The 19,089-nt window shown below is 55.4% G+C and carries 15 protein-coding genes; 4 read left to right on the plus strand and 11 right to left on the minus strand.

Features of this window, described 5'->3' with window-relative positions; genetic code table 11:
- Positions 1-368 (minus strand): MerR family transcriptional regulator (locus tag Q1Q75_RS07850; RefSeq protein WP_300668968.1); only part of this gene is annotated, 368 nt, incomplete at its 3' end.
- Positions 369-595: 227 nt separating this feature from the next.
- On the opposite strand from Q1Q75_RS07850, the gene Q1Q75_RS07855 reads away from it, so the two are divergent.
- On the plus strand, positions 596-1,066 hold the full coding sequence (locus Q1Q75_RS07855; RefSeq protein WP_300668970.1) for a hypothetical protein: 471 nt from the start codon (positions 596-598) through the stop codon (positions 1,064-1,066).
- Between the two features lie 252 nt (positions 1,067-1,318).
- On the opposite strand, the gene Q1Q75_RS07860 is transcribed toward Q1Q75_RS07855, so the two are convergent.
- The 7 genes from Q1Q75_RS07860 to hemL form a co-directional block, all read right to left on the minus strand.
- Entirely contained in the window at positions 1,319-1,774 is a 456-nt protein-coding gene (locus Q1Q75_RS07860; protein ID WP_300668972.1) for a bacteriohemerythrin, read from the minus strand.
- Between the two features lie 125 nt (positions 1,775-1,899).
- The gene (locus Q1Q75_RS07865; protein ID WP_300668974.1) at positions 1,900-2,820 is read right to left on the minus strand and encodes a hypothetical protein; all 921 of its coding nucleotides are present in this window, start codon (positions 2,818-2,820) and stop codon (positions 1,900-1,902) included.
- Positions 2,817-3,995, minus strand: coding sequence for a hypothetical protein (locus Q1Q75_RS07870; protein ID WP_300668976.1), 1,179 nt, complete (start codon positions 3,993-3,995; stop codon positions 2,817-2,819). The genes Q1Q75_RS07865 and Q1Q75_RS07870 overlap by 4 nt, the downstream gene beginning before the upstream one ends.
- Positions 3,989-4,966, minus strand: a complete 978-nt coding sequence (locus Q1Q75_RS07875) for a hypothetical protein (protein ID WP_300668977.1) — start codon at positions 4,964-4,966, stop codon at positions 3,989-3,991. Before Q1Q75_RS07875 ends, Q1Q75_RS07870 begins: the two co-directional genes overlap by 7 nt.
- Positions 4,956-6,599, minus strand: a complete 1,644-nt coding sequence (locus Q1Q75_RS07880; protein ID WP_300668979.1) for an adenylate/guanylate cyclase domain-containing protein — start codon at positions 6,597-6,599, stop codon at positions 4,956-4,958. Before Q1Q75_RS07880 ends, Q1Q75_RS07875 begins: the two co-directional genes overlap by 11 nt.
- A gap of 284 nt (positions 6,600-6,883) precedes the next feature.
- On the minus strand, positions 6,884-8,368 hold the full coding sequence (murC, locus tag Q1Q75_RS07885) for a UDP-N-acetylmuramate--L-alanine ligase (RefSeq protein WP_300668980.1): 1,485 nt from the start codon (positions 8,366-8,368) through the stop codon (positions 6,884-6,886).
- 339 nt (positions 8,369-8,707) lie between these two features.
- Positions 8,708-9,994 carry a glutamate-1-semialdehyde 2,1-aminomutase gene (gene hemL / locus Q1Q75_RS07890; RefSeq protein WP_300668982.1) on the minus strand — a complete coding sequence of 429 codons (1,287 nt, stop codon included), beginning with the start codon at positions 9,992-9,994 and terminating at the stop codon, positions 8,708-8,710.
- Between the two features lie 221 nt (positions 9,995-10,215).
- Here hemL and Q1Q75_RS07895 point away from each other — a divergent pair, with 221 nt between their 5' ends.
- Complete coding sequence (locus Q1Q75_RS07895) at positions 10,216-10,965, plus strand: RNA 2'-phosphotransferase (RefSeq protein WP_300668984.1); 750 nt, start codon at positions 10,216-10,218, stop codon at positions 10,963-10,965.
- A gap of 194 nt (positions 10,966-11,159) precedes the next feature.
- On the opposite strand, the gene Q1Q75_RS07900 is transcribed toward Q1Q75_RS07895, so the two are convergent.
- A complete protein-coding gene (locus Q1Q75_RS07900) occupies positions 11,160-12,257 on the minus strand; it encodes a 4Fe-4S binding protein (protein WP_300668985.1) in 1,098 nt (365 codons plus the stop codon).
- 211 nt (positions 12,258-12,468) lie between these two features.
- On the opposite strand from Q1Q75_RS07900, the gene Q1Q75_RS07905 reads away from it, so the two are divergent.
- Entirely contained in the window at positions 12,469-13,320 is an 852-nt protein-coding gene (locus tag Q1Q75_RS07905; protein WP_300668987.1) for an alpha/beta hydrolase, read from the plus strand.
- 116 nt (positions 13,321-13,436) lie between these two features.
- Positions 13,437-13,901, plus strand: coding sequence for a DUF3015 family protein (locus Q1Q75_RS07910; protein ID WP_300668988.1), 465 nt, complete (start codon positions 13,437-13,439; stop codon positions 13,899-13,901).
- 70 nt (positions 13,902-13,971) lie between these two features.
- On the opposite strand, the gene Q1Q75_RS07915 is transcribed toward Q1Q75_RS07910, so the two are convergent.
- Together Q1Q75_RS07915 and Q1Q75_RS07920 are read right to left on the minus strand one after the other, a co-directional pair.
- A complete protein-coding gene (locus Q1Q75_RS07915) occupies positions 13,972-17,133 on the minus strand; it encodes an ABC transporter substrate binding protein (protein WP_300668989.1) in 3,162 nt (1,053 codons plus the stop codon).
- Between the two features lie 120 nt (positions 17,134-17,253).
- Complete coding sequence (locus tag Q1Q75_RS07920) at positions 17,254-18,489, minus strand: DEAD/DEAH box helicase (protein ID WP_300668991.1); 1,236 nt, start codon at positions 18,487-18,489, stop codon at positions 17,254-17,256.
- Between the last annotated feature and the right edge of the window lie 600 nt (positions 18,490-19,089).

Raw genomic sequence — 19,089 nt, forward strand, 5'->3', positions numbered from 1 at the left:
AGGCGAAGCGCCAGGGCATCCTTCATGGCCCTGATATCTTTTTCCATCAGGTCCAGCTCCCGCTTGCGCTCCTGGACCTCCTCGATTTTCAGCTCCGCATAGGCCAGGCTCTTTTCGATCTGGCCCACCTCGCTGACTTCGGTGGAAGCGAGACCGATGATCTCTGCGATCTCTTCTAAGGAACAGCCAAACCGTTTCCCTCGAAGAATAAGCTTCAACCGCGCCCTGTCTTTCGACGTATAAACCCTTTGATTTCCAGGTGTTCGAGAAGGCGAAATCAACCCCTTCTCTTCATAGTACCGAATGGTTGACGGGCTGAGTTCCAAACTCGACGCCAACTCCGAAATGGTCCACTGCTTTTGTTCCATCACCCACCCTACCTCTATTTAAAGTTAACTTTAAGTTAACGGCCCACCCACCCGATGTCAAGTTCTGTTTGACAGCATAAACAGTGATCCGCGAGTACACCCCCACGGTTCGTTCTCCCAGGTTTCACATTTTCGAAGAGTATGTCATAATGCCGCGCATCGAAACCATCAGAAGCTCTCTGCGCTTCCGATTCAACTCGCAGGAACACCCTGCCACAGGAGACCACATGAGCATCAACCGATTTATGGACGACGTTATTTCACGGGGAGCGGAAGCGGTTTTACCCCAAAACCTTGAAGAAGAGTGGCTTGACATCCTCTTTACGGCGGCAAAAGATTTTCTTGCCCTCGCCATACATGAGGAAGCTTTAGAAGAAGAGCCCTTCGGGGATGAAAACTCCATGATGCTTCTCTCCGCCGTCACCGAACTGACCCAATCCCAAAAAAACTACGTACCCGGCGAGACAGATGAGCAAGTGGATGAAGGCCTCTTTTTTGAGAACCTCTCCTGCTATGCTCTCTCCATTCTCTTTGAGGCGATCCGAAAACAAAGCGAATTTACATTCGACCTGCCGAGCACAGAGTCCATTTTCGACCGGGAACGTCTTTACGCCATTGAACAGGACACACCGGTCATCACTGAAATCCTGAATCAACTTGTCCTCGGTGAAGCCGCCGAAGAGTCTGAAGACGACTAACCGGGGCTGCCCGCTTCATCCGTGCCATTTACAGCCATCGCCAGATGCGTATACCCAGCCTCAACGATTCGAAATAATGGAATTTCATACCAGGAGCAGCTGCCATCTCTATGGGGTCCATAACGGCGTGCGACATCTGCCAGCCACGATCACCTTGATCGTAGCTGAGAAAGGGTGGCTATCAAAAATAAAAATGGGGACCCGGCTCAATGCCGGGTCCCCATTTTGTATTTTTTTTGACTCTTGCCCGAATCAGCTTCGTCCGCGGCGCCCCATGGCCTGGCACTCGGCCAGATAATTCTGCACCCGAACAAAGGGTGCATAACGAGCGTCCTCTTCTTTAATATGCGAGGGGAGCCACTCCTTGACGTAACCCACAGCATCGTCAGTCACTTTTCCGGGATCTTCCGAGAAAAGGCGGCGGAAACCCATCATTTTCTTGATAAATTTTTTGTGTTCCCGTCTGTGTTGATTCAGTTCGGGGTACTGCTTGCCCACCAGAAGTTTTTCCTCTTCGTTGAAATGCATTCTGGCAAATTCCATCATATCGGCAAGTACTTCACCAATGGCTTCAAAATCTTCTTCTTTCTTGCGTTTAACGGCATTAAGCTCAACGAGCTTCGCCGCAATCTCCATAAGACGCTGATTGCGTTCGTCCATCAACGAAATCTGTATTTTGCAGGAATCATCCCAAGCAAGTCCTTCCATAGGGTACCTGTCTCCTTTGCGCCGATCAGTTTATGTGTATGATATGTGGATCGGACGATCTGCCCGCAACGTCGCCACCGGGCATGATACGGTATCATTCGTACGATTGTTTTCTGACGATCTGGTTACTGTTTTGAATATATAGCATCGATATCATGGGGGGGACAACTCATTTTCACAGGACCCATTCGAAGGGTCTCCCGGTACGCATCGCCACCCTTGGCGATCACCTCTTCCAGAAAAGAAATCTGCCCTCGAATCTGGTCGACATACACGTTCCGATCCATGCCCCGGTACACCCTGAAATGTGTCTGGAAATGGTCCAGCACACTCTTCCCCGTCTCATCCACCATCTCAGCAAGAATGCGACGACAAAAGGCCGGAGAATTTTCCAGAAGCGTTTTTTCCCCTATAAAGGCTTGTTTTTCGGCAGCATGAAGTTCCTCACCAAGGAGCAGGATCTTCTCCCCATAACGCATGTCCGCCATCTGCCCCGCCAGATCCGCCGCCTTCAAGAGCGCACCCAGATATCGCTGTTCCTGATTCTCAAAGACGACGAGAAAGGAGTCGGCCGAAAGTTCGGTACAGGCCAATAGAGAGGCGACAAAACCACAGGCATCCTCACCCCAGCCCCGCTCCCGCAGGTAGGTTCCCAGCATCACCATGCCCCGTGCCACATGCTCTGTCGTGAGCTCAGCGCCTCTGGTTTCGGGATCTTCTGTGCGCCGAATCAACCCTGCATCATGAAAAAGTGCCGCCACGATAGAGAGAAGCCCCTCTCGTTCCGACACCGGATATCCGTCCAGAACGGCCCCATGAAGAAGCCGGGCCATCGCCAGGGTCACCGTGATCACATGGGTGAGATTATGATAGGGCGTGTCACAGGCGTGATAACCTGGCCACTGGCCATTATAAAGACGCGCCACGTCCCCCCAGGCCTCATCCAGAAGAGACACATCTCCATCGGGCCAGATCAGACAAAAAAGAGTGCGTACCTCGTCACGCACCTCATCATGCGAGCCCATGGTGACCAAATCCAATATCATGGTTTCTTTCCCCTTTTTTCCAACTGAATGCCTTTCACCTTTTCAAGCAAATATCCGGCATTGGCGACACCCTCTCCGGCTTTCACAAAGTCAGGGTTCAGTTCCAGACTCTTTTTCCACTCGGCAATGGCACCCACGAGATTTTCCTCCAGAAAGAGTCGGACCCCGATTCGATAATGGGCCTCTGCCTTTTGGTTCATTCGCTTCGTAAGTCGTCGTTCCAACGCATCGCGCCCGGAAAAACCCGGGTCGATGGTGTTCAGGACCTTCCGTGACGCCACCAGCGCCCCCTGCTGCTCAAGAAGGGTGGCCTCCTTCAACAAAGCGGCATTCTTGGATACCTGAGCTGCCTCCCGGCGGTTCTTCTGGATGGAGAGAATCGCTTCAATCTGCGGTTTCTCATTTCTAAAATAAACGTCCACCCGGCGGTACATGACCAGGGCTTCCGGGTAACGCCCGGCCTCAAACAGCTCTCTGGCCATATTGTGGGTGGCCGTGTTCTTTAAATACAAGGCCTCCTGATCATCCGGGGCATAACTGAGGATCTCCTCGGAGACGGTCAGCAAGGCATCCCAGGTTTCTGATTTATACTGCCTGCGCGCCTCGAAAATAGCCCTTCTGTAACTGAACTGTGCGGCCACAAGAGAGGCCTCCACCCTGGGCAGCCAGAGCACCTCTCCCGCCACTGTGCCCGGGCCATGAAGAACCTCAACCAGAGAGGCCAGCTGCACATTTTTGTAAACCCGACCGGCGATGGTGACCGTAGATTCTCCACCCTGCACCGTGTAGGGCAGCACCAGCCGTCGAGAGAGGCTCTCCCGAAGTCGCTGCCGGGCCATGGCGTGGGCAGGAGCCATGCGTAACACCTTGAGGAGATGCACTTTTTGCTGATCCATCTCGCCTTGGGCCAAGGCCTGGTCCGCAGCCGTGAGTGCCCCTTGAATCGTCGCCCTTCGAAGGGACTGAAGGGTCGTCCTTTTTTCTGCCGCCACCGCCGAAGCGGCCTCCCAATACCGAAGGGCCTCTGTAAAATCACCGCGATCTTCCAATGCCAGCGCCCGCGTCTGCAAGGCATCGGGGAAGGGCACCGACGCCCGAGGTAAGGTCAGGGACTGACAGGCCCCCATAAAAAAAATGGCGCACAGAACCCACAGATATCGTCCAAGCCTCACCATGACAAATCGGCCCTCCGAAACGTATCCAGGTACCGGCTGAGGGGCACCTCCGCACCGCGACGCCCCACATCCATGCGCACCACACTCAAAGGGTCACAAAAAAAAGGGTTGCCTCCGGTCCCCTGTATGAAGATCCACTGGATCCCCAGAGAGACCATCACCGAGGCCATGACGCTGTTGCCCTGATTGTCCGGATAAGCAGCAAATCTTACGGGCATCTTTGCCTGTTGAACCAACAGCGCATGGGAGGTAGAGATCACGTCCTTAACCCGCCGGGCATACCCCACCAGGCTCTCTTCCCCGACAGGGGCAGAGAGCCCCGTCTCTGTCGGGGGGAGCAGCGCGGGCTCTATCCCCTCTCCGGATAGACGTCGCACCTCTTCCCAGGTCAACGCCCCCTCTTCGCCCACCCCAGCCGGATCCACAAAGAGAAGCCCGGTCAGGCCTGGCGTGGAGAGCGAGGACACCAGTGCCCTGAACGCTTCGGCTCGTGACACTTCAAAGGCAAGCAACACAGACTGTTCAGGGATGGATCGTTCCATACGGATAAAGGCCAGAAAATCGCTGGGTGAGAGCAGGGTACAACCGGAGGCTTCCAGCTGAAGAAGATCGGCCTGAACACGGGCGAGTGAAGGGCCTGTCCCCGCCTCAGGTCCCCATCGGTAGGAAAGAACCGGAACCACAGGGTACCCATCGGGACGAATCCCCAACTCATAGACGGGCTTGCTCGGAACAAGCAGCGGGGTATTTCCCGGCGTCAAGGCCCGGGGATTGAGAGATTCTATGGTCCTCAATCCAGCCGCACCGCCCCCGAAGGACTCGGCCACCGATTCTAAGGTCTCCCCTGGGGCCGGCTGAACCACCTCATACTCCCCCGCCTGACGGTGCCAAGGGCTTCCCACACAGGCGACCCCGAAAAAAAACACCCCGAGCAAAAAAAGCCAATATGGCGTTATGGCTTTACTTTCCATAACCACGAATCCCCGTGACGCGATAGACCTCCACCAACCCGGAGCGCCCTTTCACCTTTTGTGGAACCAGGGACTCCACCTCCAGGATGTCTCGATGGCGCTCCATGACGATGCTCCCCACAACAATCTCACCGCCCTGGGCCAGCGTGTTGATATAAGCGGCCACGTTGACCGTATCCCCGATGACGGTGTACTCCATTTTCGCCTGAGATCCGATACTGCCCGCCACCACGACCCCACTCTTAATGCTGATGCCCACACGGGAAAGAAGGGGATTCCGGCCGGATTCAGCGGCCTGCCGAAAGGCCTTCTGCATCTCGACGGCAGCCCGGAGACACCGCTCCGAATGATTCTCATAGTTAACGGGCACACCAAACACCGCCAAGACCGCGTCCCCGATAAATTTATCCACGTACCCACCGTGTTTAAGGATAATGGTGGTGGCAATTTCAAAATACTGGTTAAGCTCCTCCACCAGCGTTTCCGGAGCCCGCGTCTCTGTGTAGGCGGTAAACCCCCGAATATCGGCAAAAAGAACCGTGGCCTGATTTTTTCGCCCCTTAAGCCAGGTGGTCTCTGGATTCTGCATGATCAGTTCCAGCACGTCGGAGCCCACATACTTGCCGAAGGACTCCCGCATCATGGACTGCTTAAAGAGCTCTTTGCCCATGCGGTTAAAGGCGGTGGCCAGACGCCCCAGCTCATCATTTCGACGGCTGTCCACCCGGTGACTGTAGTTGCCCTTGGCAAACTCCTGGGTCGCCACCACAAGGCTTGAAATCGGCTTGGAAAAACGGCGACCGAAAAGCACCGCCACCACCAGTCCGATCAGCCCGATGATCATCGTGCTGATCGCCAGAAACGCCCGCTCCTCTAAAAAAAGCTGATCGATAAAGTCAATGGAGAGCCCCACATGCACCTCGCCGAGCCGCTTCTCTTTAAAGATGATGGGCACGCTCATGTTCAAAACCGGCCCCACCCCACCGCCGTCGTGGGTAAAGTAGGTCACCTCACCCCGGGACTCCACCTCCCCTGTGGGGGGATAACGCACCATGGTTTTGCCGATTTGAGAGGCATCTGTGTGGGCCTTGATGACCTCCTTGTTGTCCACAATCAGGGCATACAAATGGCCATCGACGCCTTCGGCGTTTTTAATCAAAGCATTCAGGGAGAGGATGTTGTCTTCAAGGAGGAGGGTCTTCGCGTTGCTGCCGAAGTAACCGAGGCTCACCATGCCGAGTTTGACGGCATGATTGTAAAGTTTCTCTTTCTGGCGTTCCAGAATAACATAGCTTAAAAGACCGACGGTCAGAAGCATCACCACCGTCATGGTCACGGAGAGCTGTAGCCAGATGGGCACACGGGGAGCAGGGACCTCCTCGGTCAGGGAGTCACCAATTCGGCGAATCAATCCCCGGATGTTGTCAGACAACGAGGTGACATGAATGCGATAATGCTCATTGACGGCCTGAACAATCTGCGCCTCCGTGGCGTACTTGAGCTCCACCACCACCTTTCCCAACGGAACCGCCACGCCCCTTTGAAACAGCTTGTCTCTCTGCACATCCAGAGCTGTCTCCAGCTCTTTACGCGTAATCACGTTTCGGGCAATCAACACTTCGCCAATGATCATATCATCGCGATTACGCCTGAAAAAAAAACCGCTGACCAAATGACTCCATGAGCGGAGGGTTTTCAACATAGGGTGGGCTCCATCGTCCATCTTTCGTTCGATATCAATTCGAAAATCATCGCTTACATTTACGAGGCCTTCACTGAATTATCAATAGAATTGTAGTACGATGATTCGTTGGGATGTCATGGTTAACCGGTCCGGACGCCTCCGGAAGTCATCCGGAAGAGAAAAGAAAGGCGTGTCTCAAGCAGAAACGCGCCGAAGAGACGCTATCTATAATATCACGGTTTCCCCACGCCGGAAAGAGCAGGCGAAACCTGCCTTGCCTCCAGCATGGTCAGTAACCGGCCATGAATGCCTTCAAACCCGCCGTTGGACATCACCATCAAAAGATCACCGGCACGTGCCTCGGACTGAAAATAATTCACAATCGCCCCGGCATCAGGAAAGAGGTGCGCCTCTTTACCCGAGCACTTCAGGGCCTCCACCAGGGCCTCCGAGGAGAACCGTTGCCCTTCGGGCACCTTTTCCGGGTGGGGGGGCATGCGCACACAAATCAGATCCGCAGCCTCAAACGCATGGGTATAGGCCTCCTGAAAAACATCGCGCATGCTCGAATTGGTGCGGGGCTCAAAAATGGCCACCAGCCGGTGCCCCTTGTAAAAGGAGCGAACCGCTGACAGGGTACTGGCCACCGCCGTGGGATGATGGGCAAAATCATCCATCACCAGAACGCCTCCCACCTGCCCCCGGATCTCCTGCCGGCGCCGAATACCCTTAAAGGTCGCGAGGGCCTCGGCCACCCGCCCACGATCCAGCCCCAGACGATGGCAGGCCGCAATGACGGAGACGGCATTTTCCACATTGTGCCCGCCGGGCATGGGCAGGGTGTACTCCCCATAGAGACGGCCCTGATAAAAAAGGCGAAACCTCGTCTCCGGAGCTGTGTCCTTGATCACCTCCGGACGCCAGACAGGCGCTCCGCGAAAACCATAGGTAAACACATCACAGGGGGCCTGGGCCACAACACGGGCCACGTTCTCCCCGGGCCCGGCCATCACCGCCGCCTCCGGTCGATGCTTTTTCATAAAGGCTGTAAACGCGGAAACCACGTGAGAAAGATCCCGATAAATATCGGCGTGATCGAACTCTACACTGGTTAAAATCGTCACCTCAGGATCATAATGCAAAAACTTGGGACCCTTGTCGAAAAAGGCGGTGTCGTACTCGTCACCCTCCACCACCAGGAAATCCCCGGCCCCCACCTTGCAGTTACTTGAAAAATTCTGCAGCACCCCGCCAATCATAAAGCTGGGGTCGAGCCCTGCATACTCGAGCACCCAGGCCATCATGGACGAGGTGGTGGTCTTGCCGTGGGTCCCGGCCACCACCACCGTGCGCTTGCCCCGGCCAAAAAAACCCTCCACCGCCTGGGGAAACGAGCAATAAGGGAGCTTGCGCTCCCCCAGCGCCAACGCCTCGGGGTTCTCCTTACGAATGGCGTTGCCCACCACCACCAGGTCCGCATCTCCGATATGTTCGGGCTTAAATCCCTCCAATAGGGTGATCCCGCTTTCGGAAAGCAGGTCACTCATGGGGGGATAAATCCCGGCATCGGAGCCGGTCACCTCCAGACCAATCTTTTTAAGCATCAGGGCCAACGCCCCCATGCCCGTCCCACAGACGGCAATGAGATGCACCCGACGCACCCCTTCGGGGATAACATTCAACAACGGGTCAAGATGATGGGGTGGTGTCTGCTGCATGTGCTTCCTTTTTTTCAGGGCTACCACAGAGGCAAAGTAAAGAGATGCCTTCTATGGTTAAAGTACGGGGCAAAAACGTGCCTCCGGCGGCAAGGTAAGCCACCTTGAAAGCAGGTTGCAAATGCGCTTTGCCCCCTTGTCACGGCAGACGGATCGCTTGTCGCGCCGTAGCCCATTGACGTTGGTCAAATGGTGACGCACAGACATGGGCGCAGGCGGATTCCTCGGGTCAAATCACATTGCCTTGGGCTTTATATTTACCCAAGATTGTTTTTTAAGACCTGTTTGTCAAACTTTTCAAAAGTTTGGCCCCCGGCAGGGCCGCCGGAGGCATGCTTTTTAATCGGCCAATTCGGCCAGTACCTTGGTGGCGGCGGCGATGGTGAAGTCGATGTCTTCATCCGTATGGGCGGCAGAGACAAAGGCCGCTTCAAACTGGGAGGGAGCGAGATAAACGCCCTCTTCGAGCATGCGATTGTAATAAGCGCTGAAAAGTTCCAGATTGGAGGTTTTGGCGTCCTCAAAGTTGGCCACACAAACCCCGGTGAAATAGAGCCCGAACATGGAGCCTGCGGTATCGGCGGTACAAGGGATGCCCGCTTTTTCGGCAGCCCCGACAAGGCCACTCACCAGGCGGGTGGTTTTTTCAGCGAGGGCTTCGTAAAAACCCGGCTCTCGGATCGCTTTCAGGGTCTCGATACCCGCGGCCATGGCCAGGGGGTTGCCGGAAAGAGTGCCGGCCTGATACACTGGACCGTTGGGAGAGATATGGGCCATAATATCGGCCCGCCCGCCGTAGGCACCCACGGGGAGCCCTCCGCCGATGATCTTGCCCATGGTGGTCAGATCCGGGGTGATGCCGTAAAGAGACTGCGCGCCACCCAGAGCCACACGAAATCCTGTCATGACCTCATCGACAATCAGAAGCGCCCCGTGCTTTTCGGTCTCTTCCCGGAGCACCTTGAGAAAATCGTTCTGGGGTTTGATAAAGCCCATGTTGCCGGCAATGCCCTCCACGATAATACAAGCCACCTGGTCCCCCATGGCCGTCATCACCTCACGCACCTTGTCGATATCGTTATAAGGGATGGAGAGGGTGTGTTTGGTGGTGTCCTCGGGCACGCCGGGGCTGCCGGCAATATTATAGGTGGCCACACCGGATCCGGCCGCCACGAGAAAGGGGTCGGCATGCCCGTGATAGCAACCGTCAAACTTAATCACCACATCCCGGCCCGTAAAGCCCCGAGCAAGACGAATGGCGCTCATGGTGGCCTCGGTGCCGGAGTTCACCATCCGCACCACATCCACTGATTTCACGGTATCGATCACCAGCTCTGCCAGATCGATCTCAAGTTCCGTGGGGGCGCCAAAGCTGGTCCCTTTTTCAATGGCGTCCCTTAAAACGGCGTTCACGCGCTCTGGGGCGTGGCCCAGAATCATGGGGCCCCAGGAGCCTACATAATCAAGATATCCATTGCCGTCAGCGTCATAGACCCTGGCACCCTTGGCACGTTCTATAAAAAGGGGATCACGCCCCACAGACTTGCAAGCCCTCACCGGACTGTTCACACCACCGGGAATCACCCTCTGGGCCCGCTCAAAAAGCGCTTTTGATTTTGTATCCATACGAGTTCAAAGCTCCTTGTGTTATGATGCGATGGCAAAATCAACGCTCCGATTTTTTTTGAAGAGCCATCATAGAAAACAGACATGGGGTCTGGGCCGAAAACCCAAGGGATCTTCGGACCGTCTCCAGACACTCTTGACTTACCATCAACGGCTTAAAATGCAACAGCCATTTTCAAGAATTGATGCGGTCAGGGGTGAGGATTGAGAAAAGAGAGATCATGAGTCAGATCAAAGCGGCCAAAGCCTTCGCAAAAATCCTCGCCTACACCCTGGGAGTGGATCCCTATGAGTTCGGCCTCATCCCTGATGCGGACGGATACGTCAAAATCAAAGAGTTCCTCAAAGCCATCAACGAGGAGGAGGGGTGGCGGCACATCCGGGAGGGCCATATCAAAGAGGTGTGCCTCACCATCAGCCCCTGCCCCGTCGAAATGAATGAGAAAAAAATCCGAGCGACAGACCGGAGCCGCCTCACCCTTCCCCGCTACGGGGAGGAGGTCCCCGGAGAGCTCTATGTCGCCATTCGCCAAAAGGCCTGGCCCAGAGTACACGACCGGGGGCTTGCCGCCACGGACGACACCCTGATTCGTCTGGCAACCGAAAAAACTTTTTCGACTCGCCTGGGGAAACGCATCGACGGCAACCCGGTTATTCTCACCGTGCAAACCGCCCGGGCCGAAGACGCCGGCATTGTGTTCCTGAAAGCCGCCGCCCACCTCTTCCTGGCCGACGAGATACCGGCCGGAGCCCTCTCGGGACCTGGCTTGCCCAAACCCGACGAGCCGAAAAAAAAGGCCACCAAAAAAAAGGCGAAGCCCGCTCCGTTACCGGGCAGCTTCTTACCCGACACCGATGACATACCCGTCAACCCCAACAAGGCGATCAAGGGCAAAAAGGACAAAGAGAGCTGGAAAGAGAACAAAAAACGGTTTCGAAGGGATAAAGGCCGTTTCAGCGAGCCGGAATAAAGCGGGGGGAGCTTGCCTCCGGCGGCAAGGTGAGCCACCTTGAAAGCTGGTTTGCGAATGATCTCGCCCCTCGTTCCTCGGGTCAAGATCATTCGCAATATTTTCTCAAAAAACCACCATGACCTGTTTGTCAAGCCAAGGCCATCAAAATAGGCGAACGTTTGGCCCCGGCAGGGCCACTGGAGGCAATCCTTTTAAAGTGTGTTCTCTGCCTGAAAAGCTTTCAACATTTTTCCGGAGGAGGCAAAGGGCGTGGACCTTTCAAAGCGCTCCAGCTTGAGGGCCTCGGCCTCGCAATTAAACGTGCACAGACCGCATCCGATGCACTTTTCCGGGTCGACCACCGCTTTTCCCTGCGTTTCGTCCAGAGAGAGGGCGCCAAAGAAGCAGCGCTCCATGCACTGGCCGCACATGACGCAGTCATCATTAGCCCGAGGAATAAAATTGGACGGAGAAATGGACTCCGGGTTGTCCCAGCGAGTCCGCCCCCGCACCTGGGAACAGCAGCACTCACAGCAGAGACAGATGGTGGAGCTCTCCTTTTCAACATTCTCGGTGTTGGGAACCAGTCCGAGGCGGATCATCTCATCCATGTAAACCAGGGCCTGCTCTCTCGTCACCCGTCTGCCCAACCCCAGCCCCTCAAAATGCAGAGCGGTAAAGCCGATCATGATGCAGCTGGCGATGGGGAACTTGTCTTTGCATGCCCGATCCCCTGCCTTTTCCGCACGGGTCCGGCAAGGACAGGGAACCAGCACGAAGTCCTCTGTTTTGAGACTGTTCACAAACCGGTGGGCCTCGTCCGCAGTCAGAATCTTCTCCCCACAGCGAATGGATTCCTCCACCGGAATGGTCCGAAAAACAGGGCTTCCAGCCTCGCTGGTCTCGTAATAACGGGAGTATCCCTTGTCGATGAAAAAATCACGGTAAAGGGCAATGGATGCGAGATCATCCTCTTTCAGGTCGGCGTAGAAATGATGAAGGTTGAGGAGGACCGGAATGGGTGGGAGACAAAACATGTTCCCCATCCCCACCAGCGCATTTTTCCTGTGGGCGGATGCGATCCGTTTTTCCACCTCGTCAAGGGAAAGTCCGGTGGCTTCTGCCACCTGCTCAAAGGTGACAAAGGCAGGAAGGATATCCAGATGCTGAACGACTTCAGCTTCTTCGAGGGTATAGACAAGTTCCAGATAGTTGATAAATGAGGGTGTGAACTCACCCTCCACCCGCGGCGTCCTCATCGGGTTCCGGTTTATCCTCTCGGCAATTGTGATGTATACCTCTGCGGCCATGAAATCATCTCCTGTTCAAGAATACACTGTCACTGGCTCTGTCAACGACGGCAAAATATCCCTTAACTTTTCCACACCATAATTTAAAAATCAATGTTTCACATGTAAAACAAAACGCAAACCACCGTCACCTGTGATATAGAGGCACCATTCATTATGGCTGGCATCCACGCCCCTGCCACCACGACCCCTTGCCCCCCAGGAAACCACTATGACCCGACAGACCCCTTATCTTGTCCTGCTGCTGCTCGTCACCACCGGCTGCGCCAACGGTCTCTTTTACCAGCCCGACAACCGGCTTTATCAGACCCCTTCGAGCGTTTACGAGGAAGTGGCCTTTCAAAGCCTTGACGGCACGCAGCTCACGGGCTGGTTTCTCCCGGCAGAGGCGAAAAACCCTGTGGCGACGATCATCCATTTCCACGGTAACGCCGCCAACATCTCGAACCACTACGGCTTTGTCGGCTGGCTTCCCGAGGCGGGTTTTAACGTGTTCCTGTTTGACTACAGGGGATACGGTGACTCCGAGGGGCACCCGAACCGACAGGGTGTCTTCGAGGATTCCGTCGCGGCCCTCCGATATGTGGCCACACGAACCGATGTGGACCCCACCCGCCTCATCGCCTTCGGCCAGAGCCTGGGAGGGGCCAATGCCGTCAGCGCGGCCGCCGCCACGCCCGAGGTGCCCCTGAAAGGCGTGGTCGTGGACAGCGCCTTTTACTCCTACCGATCCATTGCCCGCGATAAAATCGGGCTCATTCCCATTCTCGGGTGGTTCAAGTGGCCCCTCTCCTTTATCACCGCCACCAACGGCCACAGCCCCGGCCCCATCATCGCCCGTCTCGCCCCCACGCCGGTTCTGATCATCCACGGAACGAAAGATCGGGTCATTCCTTACGCGCAGGGATGCCGCCTTTATCAAGACGCAAACGCTCCCAAAGCCATGTGGACGGTCGACGGGGGAGACCATACAGATGCACTCATGACCCACCGGGCCACCTACCGGCAACGGCTGGTCCGCCACCTCCTCGCCTTACTCCGCAGACCCGAAAGCCTTGAATAGAAACGGTTTATACTATATATTAACCAAGATATCCCATCACATCATCCACGGCAGCTCTTCCCCTGTACCGGTCCATGGCTGCACAACCCCCCTTATTTAAACGCAGGAGAATAAAAATGAAAAAATGGATTATCGTGACAGGGCTTTTTTTTATTCTGGCGGGAACCTCTTACGGTGCGACAGTGGCTCAGGATTGCGGTTGCGGCCTGGGAAAGGTAGCGATCGGGGAAAAGGTGGGACTCGGCTGGAACCTTCTGGGTACCTTTTTGAACGGTATCAGCGGCAATCAAACCTTCGGCATGTCCAGTGGAACCTCTGAGTGTGGAAAAACCCGCAACCTGGTCATCAATCAGAAAATTGAGCGCTTCGTGGCGGATAACATGGACACTCTCGCCGTAGATATTGCCTCCGGTGGCGGGGAGTCCCTCACCGCCCTGTCGGAAATCGCCCAGGTCCCGGCCGACCTGAGAGCGCCTCTGGCCTCAACACTTCAAGCCCGCTTTGACACCCTCTACCCGGACCCACAGGTCAGCCACACCCACGTGGCCGACACCCTGCAAGCGATCATCGCAGGGATCTGACCCCTTCCTGAGTCAGACGGATGCATCCTTCATTCCGGGCAGCACCAGCGGCCCGGAATGAACAAAGGGTTCACCCCGACGTATCCAGGGCGCCTCGCACCTGGGTCGCCAACTCATCCATACTCACCGGCTTCTTCACAATCCCCACAATTCCGAGCCCTTTGGCGCTTCGTTCCTGGCTTGCGTCTTTCAGGCCGGTACACAGAAGAACCGGAAAAGAGAGCCCTGTCTCACGAACCCTCGCCACCAGCTGCAAACCGGTCATCTGCGGCATGGTCATATCGGTCAGCATCAGGTGCACCGTCGGTTCGGTCGCCAGGAGTTCCAATGCCTCCGGCCCGCTTGAAGCCACCGAGACCCGATACCCCAAGCGCTCGAGCATCATCTGCTCCACCACGCCCACCTCCTCTTCATCGTCCACCACGAGAATGTGCTCATGCCCGGTGGGCATAGGAACCTTCTCCTGGGGGGTGTTGCGGATGCTGGCGGCCTTCAGACCGGGAAGGGTCACCGTAAACGTCGTTCCCACGCCGGGAGTGCTCTGAACGTCAATCTCGCCGCCGTGATTATCGACGATCCCGTGAACCACCGCCAACCCGAGTCCGGTCCCCTTCTCTTTGGGTTTGGTGGTAAAATACGGGTCAAAAATGCAGTTCATCACCGAAGGGTCGATGCCGCAGCCGGAGTCCCGAATGGTGAGACAAAGCCCGGGGGCCACCCCACCGGCGCCCTCGGTGGCGGGCCTCTCACTGGAAGCCAGCCGTACCCAGATACATCCACCCCGCCCCTCCATGGCATGGAAGGCATTGGTCACAAGATTCATGACCACCTGATGAATCTGCGTGGCATCTCCCATCACCGGCAGAATATCGTCGGCAATATCCATCTTCATATCCACGGTGGCTGGCAGACTGGCCCGAACGAGATCCAGCACCTCCCGGAGAACATCAGGCACCGTCACCGGTTCAAAAACCTGATCGCCCTTTCGGCTGAAGGCCAGAATCTGGTCCACCAACTTCTTCGCACGCAGAGAGCTGGCATGAATTTTACTTAAATACCGGCCATGGGGGCTCTCCGGAAGGGTCTCCTCCTGCATCATCTGCACATACCCCATGATAGGAAAAAGCATGTTGTTAAAATCGTGGGCGATTCCCCCGGCCAGAGTCCCCATGGCCTGCATCTTCTGAGAACGGATCAGGCTGATCTCCATCTCCTTTTTTTCCCGTTCGTTCTTCAGGCGTTCCATCTCGTTGGCAATCCCCTGGGCCAGAATCGCCACAACCTCCTGGGTGTGTTTGGGGATGGAAAACCGTTTCCTGGAAACCGCGGACATAATCCCGATGACCTTCCCATGACGATCCCGCAGGGGAAAGCCAAGGTACCCTTCGGCCCCCACTTTCTTGAGCATAAGATTCGACGGGAAATAAGACTGGACCCCCTCGGCATAGATACAGACGCCTTCGCTCATCGTTTCAAAACAGGGCGTGCCCGACAGAGGGTAGTCCATGAAGCTGTCGATGCACCCATCTTGCACCATGGCCAGGGTTTGAACCATGGTATCGTTCTTTAATTCACCGATGATGGCGAGGTTGCAATCCAGAAAGGAGCAGAGCTGACGGACAGCGCCATCAAAAAAATCCTGCTCCACGCGACTCGCCAAGGTCTCCACCAGGGCTTTCATGGCGATATCTTCCTGCTTGGCATCCGTAATCTCCGTTGCCATACCGGCGATCTCCACATCCCCGCTGCCAGCCTGCTGAATGCTGAAGCCTTGAAAACGGACCCAACGCAACTGACCCTTGACGTCCCGCATACGGAACTCAATGGCCGCCAGGTTCTCCTGCCCGGACTGAATCTGAGCCAAATACGCAAAAACCGATTCCCGATCCGCCTCGTGCACCGCTTCGACAATCAATTCAGGGTTGCGACGGATTTTTGCAGGGGACATCCCAAGGATATTTTCAACGGCAGGGGTGACCTCATGAATTTGCAAAGACTCCATGGACCCCACACAAAACACCTCTTGCATGTGCCGGGTCAACCGCCGGAACCGCAACTCGCTTCGCGCCACCTGTTCGTCTGCACGTCGCCGATGAAAGGTAATCACAGCCATGACGCAGATCAAAAAAGAAAACACACCGATGCCCCACAAGGTCAGCCGCGCGTAAACACCATACGTACCGACCTCCTGAACGTCCTCCTGAAAACGGCCCACCCCGCCTGGAATCAAGGACAGAGACAACCCCCTGTCCCTCATCGCCTTGGGGTCTACCAGAAACCGATACCGGCTGTCTTCCTCCACGGGAATTTCATACACCGGCCGGCCTGAGAGAATCTCCGAGGCTATCTTCGCGGCCACCTGACCCTGATCAAAGGCACTGATCAGCTTGCCGCCGATGACACCCGCCCCCATGCCGTGATACCAGAGATGGTACAAGGGAGCCCCGAGGTGATCCGTCACCCTTTTAAGTGACGCGCCAAAGGGGAATCGACGTCCGGTGCTGTCCACAAAGGCCGACAGCAACAGCACCGCATCCCGCTTGTCAAACGTCTTCAGAACCTCTGACAGCTCATCAAAACTGAGATTTTTTAAAGAAAGATTGGAAAATTGAATGGGCTTGAAGTCACGGGACACCGCATAGAAGCGATCCAGGAGCCCCCGGGCACTTGCGGTGCCATCGGAGATGGCGACGATCCGCTGTACATCCGGTTGCAATTGGGTAACCAAGGTCAATGTTTCGGCCATGGCAACCGACTCTATCGCACCGGTAACATGAGGATTTCCGTTCTGGTCAAGGGCCAGGTTCCGATTGCTCACGCCTAAAAAAACAACGGGAATATTTTTGAACAGGCCTTCCTGATGGGCCAGCACATAACGCAAGGCGTTGTCATCACCGGCCAGCACCAGATCATAAGCGGGAAGGTGGGCCATTTTATAGGAGAGAAGTTTATGAAAAGGCGCCTCGATAACCTTCGGATCGAACCGTTTCGAATCCATAAACTCAATATCGAGATGCGTGTCCCTGGACTCCAGGACGGACAGAACGCCCTCCACCTGCCTGTAAAAGGGAGGGTAGCCGGGGTGATGCGAACTGATAAAAAGAATATGGCTGTACGTCTGAGGTGAGGCCTCCGCAAAAAAAACAGAGGCCCAAAGAAACAGGAGCCCTGAAAAAACAGCCCATGCCACCCTTTTTAAGTTCCCGCGCAAAAAACCCGAATATGCCGTCACAACACCTCCCCGCCAGCGAGCCCTACCTGGTAACCCCTGTTCAGACAAAGAACTGCCTGCACGCGCCAGAACACCTTTCATTATTATCGTCCCACCGCTGCGGTTTCTTAAAGAGGAACCCTACTTTCGCCTCTTTTTCTTCTTTCGGGTCTTTTCAAAGGCCTCCTGCTCAGCGACCATCTCTTCGGGAGTCAACTCATTGGAAAATTGAAGGGTTTGCGTGTAATCTGTCTTTCCGACATGAAGCACCACAATCTCCTTGCCGAGAAAGGCCTGAATCTCCTCCAGGCGCTCCTTCTCTTCCGTACTGCAAAACGAAATAGCAACCCCCTTGTTCGTGCCGCGACCGGTCCGGCCCACCCGGTGGACATAATTCTCAGCCACCTCGGGAAGATCGTAGTTGATCACCACGGCGACATCTGGAATATCGATGCCCCGCGCGCTGACATCCGTGGCGATAAGCATCCCGCGGCCCCCGTGCTTAAACATTTTCATGGCCTCAAGCCGCTCGTTTTGATCCTTGTCACCATGAATGGAGAGCGCCTCGATGCCCACACGGGCCATGGCCTTGGCCACGCGTTCGGCACGCACCCGGGTTCGCACAAAGACCACCATTTTACTCTCGGGGTGGTCCCTCACGTAGCGTTCCAGAAAGAACCGTTTGTCGTCCATCTCCACAAACATCACCGCATGGGAGACATTTTTAGAGACCGGATCTTCCGGGGAGAGCTGAATACGGATGGCAGAACTCTTCACCTGCGAAAAGGCCAGCTTCTTGATTTTTTCGTTAATGGTCGCGGAAAAAAAGAGCGTCTGGTGCTTACGGGTCAGCTTTTTCTTTACAAAGCGAATGTCATCGATAAACCCGAGATCCAGCATCCGGTCGGCCTCGTCCAGCACCAGGGTGTCGATGCGATCCAGCCGGATAAACCCCTGGCTGATAAGGTCGAACATACGCCCCGGTGTCACCACCAGGATATCGATCCCATCCTGGAGCTTTTTAATCTGCGCATCCTGCTCTACCCCCCCATACAGGGCAAAGGTTTTCACCTTGGTGTGGCGGGAGAGGCTTTCAAATACCTCACCGATCTGTGCCGCCAGCTCCCGCGTGGGTACCATGACGATACAGCGCAGGCCATACGTCCGCTTGCTGCTCTTGCTGCGCTGGATCTTATCGATGAGGGGAATGGCAAAGGCCGCTGTTTTTCCCGTCCCCGTCTGAGCAATAGCCAGCACATCTTCCCCTTTCTGAATGGAGGGGATGGCCTTGTACTGGATGTCCGTGGGCCGTTTAAACCCCAGCTGCGCCAGGTTTTTCTTGAGGTCATCGGATATATAGTATTGATCGAATTTCATTCGGTTTCCTTCGTTATTCTGTCCATGGGGTGCCAGGGCGGTTGAGGATGACGCGTCACCCATGGCCTGTAACCCATTTGTTTTTTGCCGTTTCGGTTCATCCACTTACATGCGAATGATTAAAATAGCAACACCCAGCCCGCCCAAACCTTTGTGTGGAAAATGAATATGGCATATCATATAAGGTGACAACAGAATCCTCGAACGGCTCATTCAAGAATTAAGACAGCACCACAGGCCCCCGAAAGAAACGCGACAAACTGAAATTTATGGACCGCTTCACCGCCCTCAAAAGAAACCGACTCGGCGGCCGTCCCTGAAAATAACCATGCCTTATACAAGAACCATTTAAAACCAGCCGCCTCGTATCCCGAATACACACCCGGCCATATCGAGTGCAGAGACACCCACAAACGGCCATAACCCTGTGACAAAAGGGCCTTCAAACATGGATTATCATAAACGCATCGTGCTCTGGACGCTCCTGTTCATCATCCTTGCATCCTGTCTGTCCGGTTGCTGGGTCTATCTCTGCCCGACCACCTACAAATGCAGAAACATCGGGGCAACGTACACATATCGGGAAAGCCCACCAGCGGG

Source organism: Desulfoluna sp., from assembly GCF_030145185.1.
Classification (GTDB): Bacteria; Desulfobacterota; Desulfobacteria; order Desulfobacterales; family Desulfolunaceae; genus Desulfoluna.